The sequence below is a fragment of the Actinomadura craniellae genome, from assembly GCF_003289645.1.
Taxonomy (GTDB): Bacteria; Actinomycetota; Actinomycetes; order Streptosporangiales; family Streptosporangiaceae; genus Actinomadura_D; species Actinomadura_D craniellae.
The window spans coordinates 45,051-59,432 of record NZ_QLYX01000007.1; the positions used below are offsets into that span (position 1 = coordinate 45,051).

At 73.2% G+C, this 14,382-nt stretch carries 15 protein-coding genes; 7 read left to right on the forward strand and 8 right to left on the reverse strand.

Features of this window, described 5'->3' with window-relative positions; translation table 11 throughout:
* The first annotated feature begins 40 nt into the window (after positions 1 to 40).
* The 7 genes from whiA (at position 41) to DPM19_RS16455 (ending at position 7,039) form a co-directional block, all read left to right on the forward strand.
* Positions 41 to 1,021 carry a DNA-binding protein WhiA gene (gene whiA, locus DPM19_RS16425; protein ID WP_111868545.1) on the forward strand — a complete coding sequence of 327 codons (981 nt, stop codon included), beginning with the start codon at positions 41 to 43 and terminating at the stop codon, positions 1,019 to 1,021.
* A gap of 90 nt (positions 1,022 to 1,111) precedes the next feature.
* Entirely contained in the window at positions 1,112 to 2,929 is a 1,818-nt protein-coding gene (locus DPM19_RS16430; protein WP_111868548.1) for an asparagine synthase-related protein, read from the forward strand.
* Positions 2,930 to 3,153: 224 nt separating this feature from the next.
* Complete coding sequence (gene gap, locus DPM19_RS16435; RefSeq protein ID WP_111868551.1) at positions 3,154 to 4,158, forward strand: type I glyceraldehyde-3-phosphate dehydrogenase; 1,005 nt, start codon at positions 3,154 to 3,156, stop codon at positions 4,156 to 4,158.
* Between the two features lie 63 nt (positions 4,159 to 4,221).
* Positions 4,222 to 5,409 (forward strand): phosphoglycerate kinase, encoded by a 1,188-nt coding sequence (locus DPM19_RS16440; RefSeq protein ID WP_111868554.1) that lies wholly within the window; start codon positions 4,222 to 4,224, stop codon positions 5,407 to 5,409.
* Between the two features lie 2 nt (positions 5,410 to 5,411).
* Positions 5,412 to 6,209, forward strand: a complete 798-nt coding sequence (tpiA, locus tag DPM19_RS16445; protein WP_111868557.1) for a triose-phosphate isomerase — start codon at positions 5,412 to 5,414, stop codon at positions 6,207 to 6,209.
* 135 nt (positions 6,210 to 6,344) lie between these two features.
* Positions 6,345 to 6,587, forward strand: a complete 243-nt coding sequence (secG, locus tag DPM19_RS16450; protein WP_111868559.1) for a preprotein translocase subunit SecG — start codon at positions 6,345 to 6,347, stop codon at positions 6,585 to 6,587.
* A 77-nt stretch (positions 6,588 to 6,664) separates the two neighbouring features.
* Positions 6,665 to 7,039 (forward strand): RNA polymerase-binding protein RbpA, encoded by a 375-nt coding sequence (locus DPM19_RS16455; protein WP_111868562.1) that lies wholly within the window; start codon positions 6,665 to 6,667, stop codon positions 7,037 to 7,039.
* An 88-nt stretch (positions 7,040 to 7,127) separates the two neighbouring features.
* On the opposite strand, the gene DPM19_RS16460 is transcribed toward DPM19_RS16455, so the two are convergent.
* From DPM19_RS16460 to DPM19_RS16495, 8 genes are all read right to left on the reverse strand, one after another.
* A complete protein-coding gene (locus tag DPM19_RS16460; protein ID WP_199485127.1) occupies positions 7,128 to 7,655 on the reverse strand; it encodes an ATP-binding protein in 528 nt (175 codons plus the stop codon).
* Between the two features lie 125 nt (positions 7,656 to 7,780).
* On the reverse strand, positions 7,781 to 9,037 hold the full coding sequence (locus DPM19_RS16465) for an acyltransferase family protein (protein WP_111868567.1): 1,257 nt from the start codon (positions 9,035 to 9,037) through the stop codon (positions 7,781 to 7,783).
* 67 nt (positions 9,038 to 9,104) lie between these two features.
* A complete protein-coding gene (locus DPM19_RS16470) occupies positions 9,105 to 9,950 on the reverse strand; it encodes a murein hydrolase activator EnvC family protein (RefSeq protein WP_111868569.1) in 846 nt (281 codons plus the stop codon).
* A 24-nt stretch (positions 9,951 to 9,974) separates the two neighbouring features.
* Positions 9,975 to 10,484 (reverse strand): helix-turn-helix domain-containing protein, encoded by a 510-nt coding sequence (locus DPM19_RS16475; protein WP_111868572.1) that lies wholly within the window; start codon positions 10,482 to 10,484, stop codon positions 9,975 to 9,977.
* Positions 10,485 to 10,560: 76 nt separating this feature from the next.
* A complete protein-coding gene (locus DPM19_RS16480) occupies positions 10,561 to 11,349 on the reverse strand; it encodes a class I SAM-dependent methyltransferase (protein ID WP_111868574.1) in 789 nt (262 codons plus the stop codon).
* Between the two features lie 107 nt (positions 11,350 to 11,456).
* Complete coding sequence (locus DPM19_RS16485) at positions 11,457 to 12,512, reverse strand: GNAT family N-acetyltransferase (RefSeq protein WP_111868577.1); 1,056 nt, start codon at positions 12,510 to 12,512, stop codon at positions 11,457 to 11,459.
* Between the two features lie 134 nt (positions 12,513 to 12,646).
* Positions 12,647 to 13,429 carry a 6-phosphogluconolactonase gene (gene pgl / locus DPM19_RS16490; RefSeq protein ID WP_111868580.1) on the reverse strand — a complete coding sequence of 261 codons (783 nt, stop codon included), beginning with the start codon at positions 13,427 to 13,429 and terminating at the stop codon, positions 12,647 to 12,649.
* Complete coding sequence (locus tag DPM19_RS16495) at positions 13,426 to 14,370, reverse strand: glucose-6-phosphate dehydrogenase assembly protein OpcA (RefSeq protein WP_111868583.1); 945 nt, start codon at positions 14,368 to 14,370, stop codon at positions 13,426 to 13,428. Before DPM19_RS16495 ends, pgl begins: the two co-directional genes overlap by 4 nt.
* Between the last annotated feature and the right edge of the window lie 12 nt (positions 14,371 to 14,382).

A 14,382-nucleotide genomic window follows, 5' to 3' on the forward strand; every position in this document is an offset into this window, starting at 1 on the left:
CGAGACTGGCTAGTCAGTCGCAACGGGGAGGGTGCTATCTATGGCGATGACCGGCGTGGTGAAGGACGAGCTCAGCAGGCTGTCCATCATGAAGCCGTGCTGTCGCAAGGCCGAGGTGTCGACGCTGCTGCGGTTCGCCGGCGGGCTTCACCTGGTCAGCGGCCGTATCGTGATCGAGGCGGAGCTCGACACCGGGGTCGCGGCCCGGCGACTGCGCAAGGACATCGCCGAGGTGTTCGGGCACACCTCCGATGTGGTGGTGCTCGCGCCCAGCGGATTGCGCAAGGGCAACCGGTACGTGGTCCGGGTGTACCGCGAGGGTGAGTCGCTGGCCCGCCAGACCGGGTTGATCGACAACAACGGCCGCCCCGTTCGGGGGCTGCCCCGGCACGTGGTGGCGGGGGCCGCCTGCGACGCCGAGTCGGCCTGGCGCGGCGCGTTCCTGGCCCACGGCTCGCTCACCGAGCCGGGCCGGTCGATGTCGATGGAGGTGACCTGCCCGGGACCGGAGGCGGCCCTGGCGCTGGTCGGCGCGGCCCGCCGGTTGAAGATCCACGCCAAGACGCGGGAAGTCCGGGGTGTTGACCGGGTGGTGGTCCGCGACGGCGACGCCATCAGCGCCCTGCTGACCAGGCTGGGTGCCCACGACAGCGTGCTGGCCTGGGAGGAGCGGCGGATGCGCCGCGAGGTGCGTGCCACCGCCAACCGGCTGGCCAACTTCGACGACGCCAACCTGCGCCGGTCCGCCCGCGCGGCGGTGGCCGCGGGGGCCCGGGTGGCGCGGGCGCTGGAGATCCTCGGGGACGACGCCCCCGAACACCTCGTCGCCGCCGGTCGGCTGCGGCTGGAGCACAAGCAGGCGTCGCTGGAGGAGCTGGGCCAGCTGGCCGACCCGCCGCTCACCAAGGACGCCATCGCCGGCCGCATCCGGCGGCTGCTGGCCATGGCCGACAAACGCGCCGGTGACCAGGGCGTTCCCGGCACCGAGGCCAACCTCACGGCCGACATGCTCGCCCCCTGACCTTCGGCGCGACGTCGGCTCCGATTCACCCGGTGGTCACTATCGACCGCGAGGTTGAACGGTCGGTTGAGTTCTGGAGAACGGAGAACCGTGCGCGCCTACCTTGCCATCGCCGTCGGTGATCCCGGCACCCGCATTCCGCCGGCCGTGCTGGCGGCGGCCCGCCTGGCCATCGGCGACGCGGTCCCGGTACCGGCGGAGTTGTGGCGCCGGGAGGAGTGGATCTCCTCGGGCCACCGGGTCGCCCTGCTGGCCTGGTCGAACGAGCCGGCCGGCGGTGCGCTTCCGGAACCGCTGCTGGAGACCGGCGACCGGGCACTGGGATACGCGGGGTACCTGGGCGACCGCAAACGCGACGAGGACCTGTTGCTGACCGCCGACGATCCGGACGCGGTCGTCGACACCCTGGGCGGGGTCTTCTCGGTCTTTCGGGCCGACCCGGGCGGCTTCACCGCACTGACCTCGATCACCCGGGCCTGCCCCGTGTACCACGCCGAGGCCGGGGGCCTGCGGTTCGCCGGCACCCGCGCGATCCTGGTGCATTTGGCGGCCCGGGCGGCCGAGACCGGCCTGGTGCGGTCCGAGCCCGACTACGACGTGCTGGGCCTGCAGTGCATGGTCCGGCACGGCTTCTACGTGTCCGACGGGACGCCCTTCCGCGGGGTGTCGGCGGTGCCGAACGCGGGCGGGTTCACCGCTCGGACCGGTGGTCCGGCCCGGGTGACGGCCCGTCCGCTGCCGGAGCCCGGCCCGGTGCCCCGGAGCCGCCGGGCGGCGCGCCGGGCGATCGAGCCGCTGGCCGAGGCGCTGCTCGCCGCCTGCGAGCCGTTTCGCGGCTATGACCGTCCGGTCCGGCTGGCGCTGTCGGGCGGCCGTGACAGCCGGTTGATCGCGGCGGCGCTGTACGCGCGGGACATCCCCTTCCTGGGGGCGACGCACGGGTTCGCCGACCACCCGGACGTGGTGCTGTCGAAGCGGGTCGCCGACCTGCTGGGCGCGGAGTGGACCTGCGACTACACGGTTCCGGACGAGAACGCCGCGATCACCGTGCCGCACCCGGTGCTGCGCTGCCTCGACGTGGTCCGCATGTGCGAGGGGATGAACTCCGGCTACGAGGACGTGCACACCTTCGCCCCCTACGATCCGGAGCCGCGCAGTTCCGGGTCCGGCGGGGAGCGGCTGCGCGGTGGCTTCCTCACCGACACGGCCGACCTGAGCCCGGCGGGAGTGGAGAAGCGGCTGAAGACCATCTTCGCCGCCCAGGATCATCTGATGACCCCCGCGGCTCGCGAGCGGGCCCGGCCCGACCACGAGCGGTGGCTGGAGCGTTCTCGGACTGAGGGCCTGGACGTGCTGGACAAGCTGCACATGTTCTACCGGACCGGCCGCTGGTTGGCCGGTTCGCACACCGCGGTCCTGATGAAGTGGGCGTACCACCATCCTTTCCTGGACGCCCGGGTGGTCCGGGAGGCGCTGGCCCTGCCCGTCGAGTGGCGGCTCACCGAGGAGCCGGTCCACCTGCTGATCCGGCGGCTGGCCCCGCAACTGGCCGACGTCCCGTTCGACGCCCGGCGGTGGCGGTTCGAGAGTGACGGGCCGCGCAGCCGGTGGGAACGGGCGGCCTGGCGGGCCCGGGCCCCGCTGCCGGCCACCGGGGTGACCTTCGGTTTCAACTGGCGGCGCAAGTACGGTGCGGAGTTCGCGGCGGCCGCGCGCGAGCACATCCTGGACGGACCGTCGCAGCTGTGGGAGATCGTCGACCGGAGCGCGGTCGAGCCGATGCTGCACGAGGTCCCGCCGCGCCGGCCCAGCCAGGCCTGGAACCTGCTCAGCCTGAGCATCCTGCTGTCGAACCGGTGGCGGGAACCGTCCCCCGACCTGCCCCCGGTCACGATCCCGGTCGGCTGAGGACGTAACCGGAATGCCGCCCCGGAGGAAGTGGTCTAGACCTCTAGCGCTAGTCTTGGTCTAGACCACTGATGCTCCCCGACCTCCCCCGTTAGGGTGAGGACGGACTCACCTGTCCTTTCACCCCTGCTCGGTGTCGGGTGCCCCGAGATCGGTTAGATAGGGTCGCAGGTACGGGGAGACCCCTGTCAGGCTGTCAGACGACGTACGAGGAGAGCGGTTCGGTGACCATCCGGGTAGGCATCAACGGGTTCGGCCGGATCGGCCGTAACTTCTTCCGCGCGCTTCGAGCCAGCGGAGCCGACATCGAGGTCGTGGCGGTCAACGACCTCACCGACAACGCCACGCTGGCCCACCTGCTCAAGTACGACAGCATTCTCGGCCGCCTCGGCGACGAGGTGAAGGCCACCGCCGACGAGATCGTGGTCGGCGGCCACGCGATCAAGGCGTTCGCCGAGCGCGACCCCGCCAACCTCAAGTGGGGTGACCTCGGGGTCGACGTGGTCATCGAGTCGACCGGCTTCTTCACCGATGCCACCAAGGCCAAGGTGCACGCCGACAACGGCGCCAAGAAGGTCATCATCTCGGCGCCCGCCAAGAACGAGGACGTCACCATCGTCCTCGGCGTCAACCAGGACGCCTACGACCCGGCCGCGCACACGGTGATCTCCAACGCCTCGTGCACGACCAACTGCCTGGCGCCGATGGCCAAGGTGCTCCACGACACCTTCGTCATCGAAAAGGGCCTGATGACGACCATCCACGCCTACACGCAGGACCAGAACCTGCAGGATGCCCCGCACAAGGACCTGCGCCGGGCCCGCGCGGCGGCGCTGAACATCGTGCCGACCTCGACCGGCGCGGCCAAGGCCATCGGCCTGGTGCTGCCCGAGCTCAAGGGCAAGCTCGACGGCTACGCGCTGCGGGTGCCGATCCCGACCGGTTCGGCCACCGACCTGACCGTCGACGTGGGCCGCGAGACCACCGTCGAAGAGGTCAACGCGGCCATCAAGGCCGCCGCCGAGGGGCCGCTGCGCGGCATCCTGAGCTACACCGAGGACCCCATCGTCTCGGCCGACATCGTCACCGACCCGGCCTCCTGCATCTTCGACTCCGGGCTGACCAAGGTCATCGGCAACCAGGTGAAGGTCGTGGGCTGGTACGACAACGAGTGGGGCTACTCCAACCGTCTCGTTGACCTCGTGCAGCTCGTCGGCGCCCAGCTCTGACCCAGCCGTCCCGTCCGCCGTGACCCGCCGGGTCACGGCGGACGGTCTGTCAGGAGGACTTCGATGCGCACCCTTGACGATCTCGACGTACGCGGCCGGCGGGTACTGGTCCGCGCCGACCTCAACGTTCCGCTGTCCGACGGCGCCATCACCGACGACGGACGGATCCGGGCCGCCCTGCCGACCCTCACCGCGCTCCGCGAGCGCGGTGCCCGGGTCGTCGTCTGCTCCCACCTCGGCCGGCCCAAGGGCGAGGTGAAGCCGGAGTTCTCGCTGGCCCCCGTGGCCGCACGGCTCGGCGAACTGCTGGGTGCCCCGGTGCGCGCGGCGGCCGACGTGGTCGGCGAGAGCGCGCAGGCCACCGTGGCCGGGCTGGCCGACGGCGACGTGGCACTGCTGGAGAACCTGCGCTTCGAGCCGGGGGAGACCAGCAAGGACGACGCCGAGCGGGGCGCCTTCGCCGACCGCCTTGCCGCGCTGGCCGAACTCTACGTGGGCGACGGCTTCGGCGCGGTGCACCGCCGGCACGCCAGCGTCTACGACGTCCCGCAGCGGCTGCCGCACGCGGCCGGGTACCTGATCGCCGCCGAGCTCGCGGTGCTGCGCCGGCTCACCGACGACGTCCGGCGGCCGTACGCGGTGGTGCTGGGCGGCGCCAAGGTGTCCGACAAGCTGGGCGTCATCGACAGCCTGCTCGGCCGGGCCGACCGCATCCTGATCGGTGGCGGCATGGTCTTCACCTTCCTCAAGGCCCAGGGCCACGAGGTGGGCCGGAGCCTGCTGGAGGAGGACCAGCTCGACACCGTCCGCGAGTACCTGCGGCGGGCCGCCGGGACCGGGGTCGAGTTCGTGCTCCCCGTGGACGTCGTGGCGGCCACCGAGTTCTCCGCCGACGCCGACCACCAGGTGGTGCCGGCCGACGGCATCCCCGCCGACCGCCTCGGCCTCGACATCGGGCCCGAGTCGGGCAAGCTGTTCGCGAGCCGGCTGGCCGACGCCGAGACGATCTTCTGGAACGGCCCGATGGGCGTGTTCGAGATGGAGCCCTACGCGCACGGCACCCGCGCGGTCGCCCAGGGCCTGCTGGACTCGGGCGCCTACACCGTGGTCGGCGGGGGCGACTCCGCCGCGGCGGTGCGGCTGCTCGGCTTCGACGAGAACGCGTTTTCCCACATCTCGACCGGCGGCGGCGCGAGCCTGGAGTACCTCGAAGGCAAGACGCTGCCCGGCCTGTCGGCACTGGAGGACTGATCATGGCTGGAACTCCCAAGACTTCCCGCAAGCCGCTGATGGCCGGTAACTGGAAGATGAACACCCACCACCTTGAGGCGATCGCGCTGGTGCAGAAGCTCGCGTTCGCGCTCAAGGAGGCCGACTACGACGCGGTCGACGTGGCGGTGCTGCCGCCGTTCACCTCGATCAGGTCCGTGCAGACCCTGGTCGACGCCGACAGCCTGCAGATCCGGTACGGCGCGCAGGACGTCTCGCCGCACACCGCCGGCGCCTACACCGGCGAGATCTCCGGGGGCATGCTCGCCAAGCTGGGCTGCTCTTACGTCACCGTCGGGCACTCCGAGCGCCGCCAGTACCACCACGAGGACGACGTGCTGGTCAACGCCAAGACCAAGGCGGCGCTGGCGAACGAGATCACCCCCATCCTGTGCGTGGGGGAGGGGCTGGACGTGCGGCGGGCCGGCGAGCACGTCGCGCACACGCTGGCCCAGATCGACGGCGGGCTGGAGAAGATCCCCGCCGACCAGGCCCGCACCGTGGTGATCGCCTACGAGCCGGTGTGGGCGATCGGTACCGGCGAGGTCGCCACGCCCGACGACGCCCAGGAGGTCTGCGGGGCGATCCGGGGCCGCCTCGCCGAACTGTACGACGCTGAGGTGGCCGATGAGATGCGTATCCTGTACGGAGGTTCCGTGAAGGGCGCCAACATCGCCGGCATCATGGCGAAGCCTGACGTCGATGGTGCCCTGGTCGGGGGTGCCAGCCTCGACCCGGGCGAGTTCGTCAAGATCTGCCGTTATCGCGAGTTGCCCGCCTGACACGGGGATTCTTGCTGAACCAGCGGACAGTTCGTCGTACCCTTCTTTCCTAAGGGTAAAACGCGGCCTGATCCGCCGTCCTTGCACACGACGCCCCCGCGCCCGCGGGCGGCCCAGAGAAGGCGTTGAACTGCTGTGATCCTTGCAACGACCGTCGTTCTGATCGCCACCAGCCTGCTGATGGTCCTGCTCGTCCTGCTGCACAAGGGCAAGGGCGGCGGGCTCTCCGACATGTTCGGCGGCGGGATGTCGTCGTCCCTGGGCGGGTCGTCGGTGGTGGAACGCAACCTCGACCGGCTGACGATCGGTACCGGAGTGCTCTGGTTCACCTCGATCATCGTGCTGGGGCTGCTGTTCAAGTCCAAGGGCGTCGGCTGAGCCGGTCAGGCCGGGTCGCAGTTTTCATCGTCGCGCCGCCGGGGTCAGGCGGCGGCTGAGCAACGAGGAGTAAGTCCGTGGGTAGTGGCAACGCCATTCGGGGCAGCCGGGTCGGTGCCGGCCCGATGGGAGAGGCCGAGCGCGGAGATGCGGCACCCCGTGTGTGGGTCACCTTCTACTGCGCCAACCGGCACGAGACGCGGCCGAGCTTCGCGACCGACGTCGCGGTCCCCGACCAGTGGGACTGCCCGCGCTGCGGCTTCCCCGCGGGCCAGGACAAGCACAACCCGCCCGCGCCCCCGAAGACCGAGCCCTACAAGACGCACCTCGCGTACGTGAAGGAGCGGCGCAGCGACGAGGACGGCCAGGCCATCCTCGACGAGGCCCTGGCCCGGCTGCGGGCCAAGCGGGCCGCGGTCCGCGCCGCCCTGGAAGCCGCGACCAAGGGCTGACCCTCAGCCCGCCACGTGCAGGGCCCGGCTCCACGAGGAGCCGGGCTTTCGCATCCGCCCCGCACTGCTGAAGGAGCATGGGTGGGTGTCAGGTGGTGGGGGCCGGGAGGGCGAAGCGGGCCCAGACGTCCTTGCCCTGGCCGCACGGGCAGAGATTCCAGCCCCAGCGGTCGCTGAATCCGGCCACCAGTTGGAGCCCGCGCCCGCTGACGGAGGTGAGCCCGGGCAGGCCGGTCGCCGGTGGCCGCGGGCTGGCGTCGGTGATCGCGCACAGCAGCGAGCGGCCACGGTTCTCCAGCCGCAGGCCGATCGACCAGCGCATCGCAACGGCGGGCGCGCCGTGCAGCAGGGCGTTGGCCACCAGTTCGGACACCACCAGGCTCACGTCCGAGGTGAGCGCGGACAGGTCCCAGTCGGCGAGTGCCGTGGTGAGCAGGCTCCGGGCGGTCTTGGCCGCGGCCGGCCGTGGGGTGAGGGTGAAGGCCGCGGTTCCCTCCGCATACCCGGGAACGCGGTGCCCGAGGCCGCACGGCTCGGCGGGCCGGGCCGCGGCGAGGTGGGCGGGGTCGGGCCGGAACAGGTCGGGGGTGCCCATGGTGCCAGGTGTGCCTGTCATGCGGCTCGTCCTCGGTTGGCGCAGCGGGGGCCGGAAACGGTTGTGGACCGCTCCGATGCAATTGCATCGGCTGCCATAATGCCCTGCCTTCGCGTGCTCCGTGGCCGCTTTGGCCCGCCGGGCCGTCAGTTCCCCGACCGGGCCGCGAGCCGGCGGCCCAGCCGCTGCCCGGGAAGCTCGATCCAGCGATGCGTGGCCCAGCACAGCGGGAGCAGTACGACGAAGAAGGCGGCGAGCATCAGCGGCCGGTCCGTCTCGGCCCGGCCCACCAGCCGGTCGCCGACCACCAGCAGCAACGTGTGCAGCAGGTAGACCGAATAGCTGATCACCCCCAGCCGGACCAGCGCCGCGGGCAGGTGGCGCCGCCGCAGCGCCAGCCCGGCGCCGAAGGTGAGCGCCGCCAGTACCACCGCCCCGGCCCAGGTGCGCTGGGCCGCCAGGGCCGCCATGGACTCTGCACCGTTCTCGGCCCGCAGATGCCAGGCTCCGGCCGCCACGGCGCACCCCAGGACCCCCGCCACGGCCGCCGCGGCACGGCGGCGGGGGATCTGTCGGCGCTCGGCCCGGTGGACCACGGTGCCGGTGAACATCACCGCCAGGACCACCAGGCCCTGCCAGGCGCCGATCCGGCCGTTGCCGGCGACGAGCACGACGGCCAGCGCGCCGCCCGCCACCGCGGCGGCCGCCGCGAGCCGCCGCCCTCCGTGCAGAGCGGTCCCGATCGCGACCGCCACCACCAGGGCCGTGACCACCGTGACGGGCAGGGTTCCGGCACCGCGCGAGATCGCGGCACCGGCCGGCAGCAGCCCGCCGAGGACCAGCCCGAACCCGGCCAGGCCCACGGCGATCGACGCCGACCGGCGGTGCACGCCCAGGACGAAGGCGGCGACGACCATCAGGTAGAAGGCCATCTCGTAGGACAGCGTCCAGAGCACGTTGATCGCGTTGGGCACGCCGGTCAAGTCCTGGAGCATGGTGAGGTGCGCCAGGACGGCCGTCACCGGTTCGGCGCGGTCGAGCCCGCCGCGCAGCGCGTAGACGCTGAGGAGCGCCTGGAGGACCGCCGCTCCCAGGGCGACGCCCAGCAGCGGGTAGATCCGGAACACCCGGCCGAGCCAGAACCGGCGCAGCGAGCCGGTCCGCTCCAGGGAGGCCGGAATGATATAGCCGCTGACCAGGAAGAACACCAAGACGCCGTAGGTGCCGGGATCGAACCAGGCCAGCATCTGGCGGCGGAACTCCGGCAGGTAGTGGTAGGTCGCGTGGTGGAACGCCACGGCCAGCGCGCCCAGCCCGCGCAGCGCGTCCAGCCAGGCCAGCCGGCCGGTGCCGGCGGGAGCCGATGGGACGGGCACCGCCGGCCGCACGCTCGTGCCCGACATGCCCGCGCTCCCTTCCGATCACCCGATGCCGAGCCCGACCCTAGCGGCCCCGGAACGCGGGCGGGGCTCAGCCGCGCTCCGCGGCCCCCGCGGGCGCCGCCACGAACGGCGCGGCCTGGACGGGCACGCCGCCGCGGACCTCACCGCCGGCCTCGAAGCGGTCGAACCGGAACGGCAGCCCCGCGGCAACCGAGATTGTCGGGCGATCCATCAGCTGGAAGTGCAGATGCGGCTCGCTGGAGTTGCCCGAGTTGCCGCACTGGGCCAGCGGCTGCCCGGCGCGCACCCGTTCCCCCTCCCGCACCAGCAACGAGCCGCGCCGTAGATGTGCCAGGACGGCGTACACCCCATCGCCCAGATCCAGTACCAGGTGGTTGCCCAGCACCCAGCGAGCTCCGCCGAGGGGGCGGACGACGCCTTCCATGACGAAGAGGTAGAGCAGCCCGAGCCAGGAACCGCGGCTCCAGTGGTCCCGCTGCCGTCCGCTCGCCCGGACGACGGTCCCGTCGGCGGGCGCGTGGATCGGCTGCCCGAACGAGGGGTACGTCTCGGGCCGGCGGGCGATCGGCCAGGCGTGCACCGCCTGCCACTCCTTCGTCTCGTCCGGCCAGTGGAGCAGGTCGACCGCGTAGGTCTGGGCGTACAGGTGGGTGCCGTGGCTGGGCACCCGGTCACCGGGCCCGTTGACCGCGATCCACCGCCCGGCCACCGGGATGGAGACCTCCACCGGCTCGCGGCCCACGGTGCGCAGCCGGACGAACATCAGCGCCAGGCCGGCCAGGAAGATCACGTAGCCGCCCCGGTGCAGCCAGCTCAGATCGAGCGCGTACTTGCCGGTGAGGGACACCGCGATGCCGCCGAGGAGCAGCGGGAGACGGACACGGGCGGCGAGTCGGGGGAACGACCGATGCATCGGACTCTCCTTCGTACGTCCGGGTCACCGCCGGGCGGCGGCGAGCATGGCGAGCAGGGGGACCACTCGTTCGGTGGGCACCGCGTACCGGCCCCGGGCGGTGGTGCGCAGCCAGCCGGCGGCGACGAGCTGCCGCAGGTGGTGGTAGAGCTGCCCGGTGGTGCCGAGCCGTTCGTGCTCGGCGAGTTCGGCGGCCGTGCCCGTGCCGTGCAGGACCTCGCGCAGGAGCAGCAGCCGGACCGGATGTCCCAGGGCGGTGAGGGTGGACGCGGCCTGGCTCCAGTCGTCCTCGAGTAGTTCCGCCAGGCCGTGGCCCTGCTGCCACTCGGCCCGCTCGCCGGTGGGCAGGGTGACGGCCCCGGTGAACAGGACCGCCCCCGGGGTGGGGGTCCGCTCCTTGAGCCCCTCCAGTGCCCAGAACACTTCGGCCTCCGGCACGGCCGGGACGGCCGGCGGCGCGGCCTCCAGGGCGGCGACCCGGGCCTCCAGGGCCGCCAGCCGCGCGGCCACGGAGTCTTCGGCAGCAGAGGACATGCCTTGAGTTTACGTAAATACGTAATTCCGTCAAACGTGGGCGTGGGGCACCCACCCGGGTGACGCACCCCGGCGATCAGCGGGCGGCGGCCCGCAGGACGGTGATGAGGCGCCACGCCTCCGGGTCGGAGACGCCGATGCCGGAGAAGTCGCCGTACTGGGCGACGATCTCCAGGGAGCCGGCCAGCCGGACGGCCGCGACCAGTTCGGTGGCCGTCCAGAAGCGGTACGGCACCACTCCCCGGACCACCCGGGTCGTGTCGTCCTCGGTGACGGTGATGGTCACCCGGTCGTCGACGACCTGGGTGATCGGGTCGAGCCGGTCTCCGGGCTCACCCCAGCGCACGGTGACGTCGGTGCCGTCGCGCTCCACCCGCCAGGCGGTGCCGCTGCGCGGCTCGTCGCCCAGCCGGTCGGCCGGATGGCTCATCTCCAGCACGTACAGCCCACCGGCGGCCAGTGCCCCCGCCACCCGCCGCAGGTGCGCGACGAAGGCGTCCAGCGTCATCAGGTGCGCGGTCGAGTCGAGCATCGTGATGACCAGATCGAACCGGCGGCCCAGCGCGAACTCGGTCATGTCGTCCTGGACGACGTCGAGCCGGACCCCCGCGGCGGCGGCCCGGTCGGCGGCGTACGCGCACATCGCGGGATTCAGGTCGAGGGCCGTGGCGGCCAGGCCTCGCCGGGCCAGCTCGCGGGCGTGTTCCGCGGGCCCCGCCGCCAGCTCCAGCACCGAGCCGGCCGGTGCCAGGCCGGCGGGCCGGTGCCGGGCGCTCCAGTTCAGCAGGGCGTCCGCCTCCGCGGGCACGTCGCGGAAGGCACAGGCCAGTTCGTACGCCCGGGGCTCGTCATAGATGCCGGTCACCCGGCCATCCTCCCAGGCCGGCCGCCGCCCTCCGGCCCGCGTCTCCCGCCGGGCTCCTCGGCCCGATCCACCGGGACACGCGCCGGAGGGCGCCGGCCGCGGCCCGCTCAGCGGGACCGCGCCACCGCCTCACCCGCCGGCCCGGTGGGCCGGCCGTCGAGACGGAGTCTGATCTCCAGGACGCCGGGCTCCCCGGTGCGCCGGACCCGGCCGCCCAGCGCGGTGAGCAGCCGCCGCATCCGGGCGTTCTCGCTGAGCACGGTCGCGCGCAGCTCGACCAGCCCGCGCTCCCGGGCGGGCTCCAGCAGCAGCTCGGCGAGGGCCCGGCCCAGGCCCCGGCCCTGCCAGGCGTCCTCGACCAGGAAGCCCAGCTCGGCCACCCCCGGATCGAGCACGTGGATCAGGTGGGCCAGCGCGAGCACCGAGCCGTCGGGGCCCTCGGCGACCAGCGTCAACCCGTGCGCCGGCTCGCAGAACCGTTCGAGCGACCGGCGGGGCGGGGCCGGCTTGGGGCTGAAGTAGCGCAGCCGCCGGCTCTCCCGCGAGCACCGGTCGTGCATGGCCCGGATTGCCTCGGCGTCCGCGGTGACGATCGGCCGGACGACGACCTCGGTACCGTCCTTGAGCAGGACCCGGCGCGACGTCGGGACGGCTCCGGAGACGGGCAGCACCGCGCGTACCAGCGCGTCCGCGCGGGCCGCCTCGGTCACCGTGAACGGCAGGGCGGGCCGGTGCAGCCGGACCGCGCGCAGGTGCCCGACCGGCACGATGAGGACGTCCGCGGGCCGGTCCGACGCGGCCGGGCCCACCACCCAGGACGCCTCGGTGGCGCGCAGCAGCTCCGCCAGGACCTGGGGCAGCGCCCGCGGTTCCGCCCGCAGCCGGGCGGCCAGCGCCAGCACCCGGGTGGGCTCGTCGATCAGCTCGTGCGGACGGGCGGGGACGGCGGCGCTGCGGACCCCGCCCGCCGCCTCCACCGCCGGGATCAGCGCGTCGGATCGCTCGGCGGGCAGGTCGACGACGAACTCGTCCACCACCCCGTCGGGACCGACCTGGACGGACAGATCGAGGATGTTGGCGCCCTGCTCGGCCAGCGCGGCCGTCAGCACGGCGAGCCGGCCGGGCCGGTCCTCGATCTCGGTGCGGATGCGCATCAGCGGCATGGAACGTTCCCCCTGGGACGAGCCCGGAATGGTGTCGCGTCCCACGGTCGCCGACCGCTGTTACGAGACCGCTACACGACCGTGAGGGGGCGGTTTCGACCTGCCTGACCGCAGGTGACGGTGCTCACCCGCCCTCAGGGCGAGGCGATCCGCTCCAGCCCGGCAGGTAGCAGGGCCGCGGCCGCCCGGTCGAGCAGGAACAGCGTGCGCTGCCGGCCCCGGGCCCCGGCGGCCGGCACCTGGACCGGTCCCGCCTCCGACAGCGCCAGCCGGACCGCCTGGGCCTTGGACTCGCCCGCCGCGATCACCCACACCTCGCGGGCCGCGTGGATGGCCGGCAGCGTGAGCGTGATCCGGGTCGGCGGCGGCTTGGGGGCACCGTGCACCGCCACCACCGGCCGCTCCCGCTCGTACAGCGCCGGCATCTCGGGGAACAGCGACGCCACGTGCGCGTCCGGACCCAGCCCGAGCATCAGCACATCGAAGGAGGGCACCGGGCCGTGATCCTCCGGCCGGGCCGCGGCGCGCAGCCACGCCTCGTACCGCCGGGCCGCCGCCTCGGGGTCGGGTCCGTCGGGTCCGTCGGGGGCGGGCATCGGGTGCACCCGGGCCGGGTCGAGGTCCACGTGGTCGAGCAGCGCGGCCCGCGCGCCGGTCTCGTTGCGCTCGGGGTCGCCGGTCGGCAGGAACCGCTCGTCGCCCCACCAGAGGTCCAGGGCACGCCAGTCCACCGCGTCGCGGGCCCCGGTGGCGGCGACCTCGGCGAGGACCGCCAGGCCCACCCCGCCGCCGGTCAGCACGACCGAGGCGGTGCGGCGGGCGGCCTGCACGTCCACCAGCCGGGTGATCAGCCGGGCCGCCACCGCCCGGGCCAGCACGGTCTGGTCCCGGTGGACCAGCACGGCGGGGGTGCTCACCGCGCCTCCAAGGGCTCGGGGCCGTGCGACGCGGTGGTGCGCAGGTCCTTGGCGAACCTGTCGACCGCCTCGTGGTAGACCTCGTCGGGGTCGAGCCGGCGCAGCTCCTCGGCCAGCAGTTCAGCGATCGGCCGCCGGTGCAGGGCCACCTGGTGCTCGGGCTGGTCCGGCCGGGTCAGGGTCGCCACCCGGCCGTCGAGGCGCGTCAGCGTGATGTCGCCCTCCTCGGTCGTCAGCCGCACGCAGGTGATGCCCGGGCCCTGGGAGATCGTGCGCTCCATCGGGGCCTCCAGCCGCGCCGCCAGCCAGGCGGCGAGCAACTCGGCGCCGGGGCTGTCGGGCTCGGCCGAGACCTCGCCTCCGGTGACGGGGGCGTGGTCCTGGTCGAGGGCGGCGGCGAGCAGCGCCCGCCACGGGGTCACCCGGGTCCAGGTGAAGTCGGTGTCGCCGGGCCGGTAGTTGCCGGCCAGCACGGCGAGGGCGTCCAACCGATCGCGGGAGGCGTAGGAGTCGGTCACCCGGCGCTGGGCGAGCGCGCCGAGCGGGTCCTCGGCCGGTGCCGCCGGCGGCTGGCCGGGCCACCAGATCACCACCGGCGAGTCCGGGACCAGCAGCGGGATCACCACCGAGTCGGTGTGCTCGGCCAGCGGCCCGTACATCCGCAGCAGCACCGTCTCGCCCGGGGTCTCGCCCATCCGGATCTCCGCGTCCAGCCGGGAGGAGTTCCCGCGCGAGTCACGGGAGATCACCGTCAGCACCCGGCAGGGATGCTCCCGGGCCACCTCGGTGGCGGCCCGGACGGCGTCGTACTGCGCGGACTCGTCGGTCACGATGATCAGCGTCAGCACCATGCCGACGGCCGGGCCGCCCATCAGGTGCCGTGTCTGCGTGAGCATCTGCTGGATCCGCTTGGTATTGGTATCGGCCAGGTCGATGTTCATCTCTCGCCACTC

What these genes read in the sequence shown, in the direction of transcription:
- whiA (WP_111868545.1), top strand. Translation starts at nt 41, where the DNA reads ATGGCGATGACCGGCGTGGTGAAGGACGAGCTCAGCAGGCTGTCCATC.
- DPM19_RS16440 (WP_111868554.1), top strand. Translation starts at nt 4,222, where the DNA reads ATGCGCACCCTTGACGATCTCGACGTACGCGGCCGGCGGGTACTGGTC.
- tpiA (WP_111868557.1), top strand. Translation starts at nt 5,412, where the DNA reads ATGGCTGGAACTCCCAAGACTTCCCGCAAGCCGCTGATGGCCGGTAAC.
- DPM19_RS16460 (WP_199485127.1), bottom strand. Translation starts at nt 7,655, where the DNA reads ATGACAGGCACACCTGGCACCATGGGCACCCCCGACCTGTTCCGGCCC.
- DPM19_RS16465 (WP_111868567.1), bottom strand. Translation starts at nt 9,037, where the DNA reads ATGTCGGGCACGAGCGTGCGGCCGGCGGTGCCCGTCCCATCGGCTCCC.
- DPM19_RS16470 (WP_111868569.1), bottom strand. Translation starts at nt 9,950, where the DNA reads ATGCATCGGTCGTTCCCCCGACTCGCCGCCCGTGTCCGTCTCCCGCTG.
- DPM19_RS16475 (WP_111868572.1), bottom strand. Translation starts at nt 10,484, where the DNA reads ATGTCCTCTGCTGCCGAAGACTCCGTGGCCGCGCGGCTGGCGGCCCTG.
- DPM19_RS16485 (WP_111868577.1), bottom strand. Translation starts at nt 12,512, where the DNA reads ATGCCGCTGATGCGCATCCGCACCGAGATCGAGGACCGGCCCGGCCGG.
- DPM19_RS16495 (WP_111868583.1), bottom strand. Translation starts at nt 14,370, where the DNA reads ATGAACATCGACCTGGCCGATACCAATACCAAGCGGATCCAGCAGATG.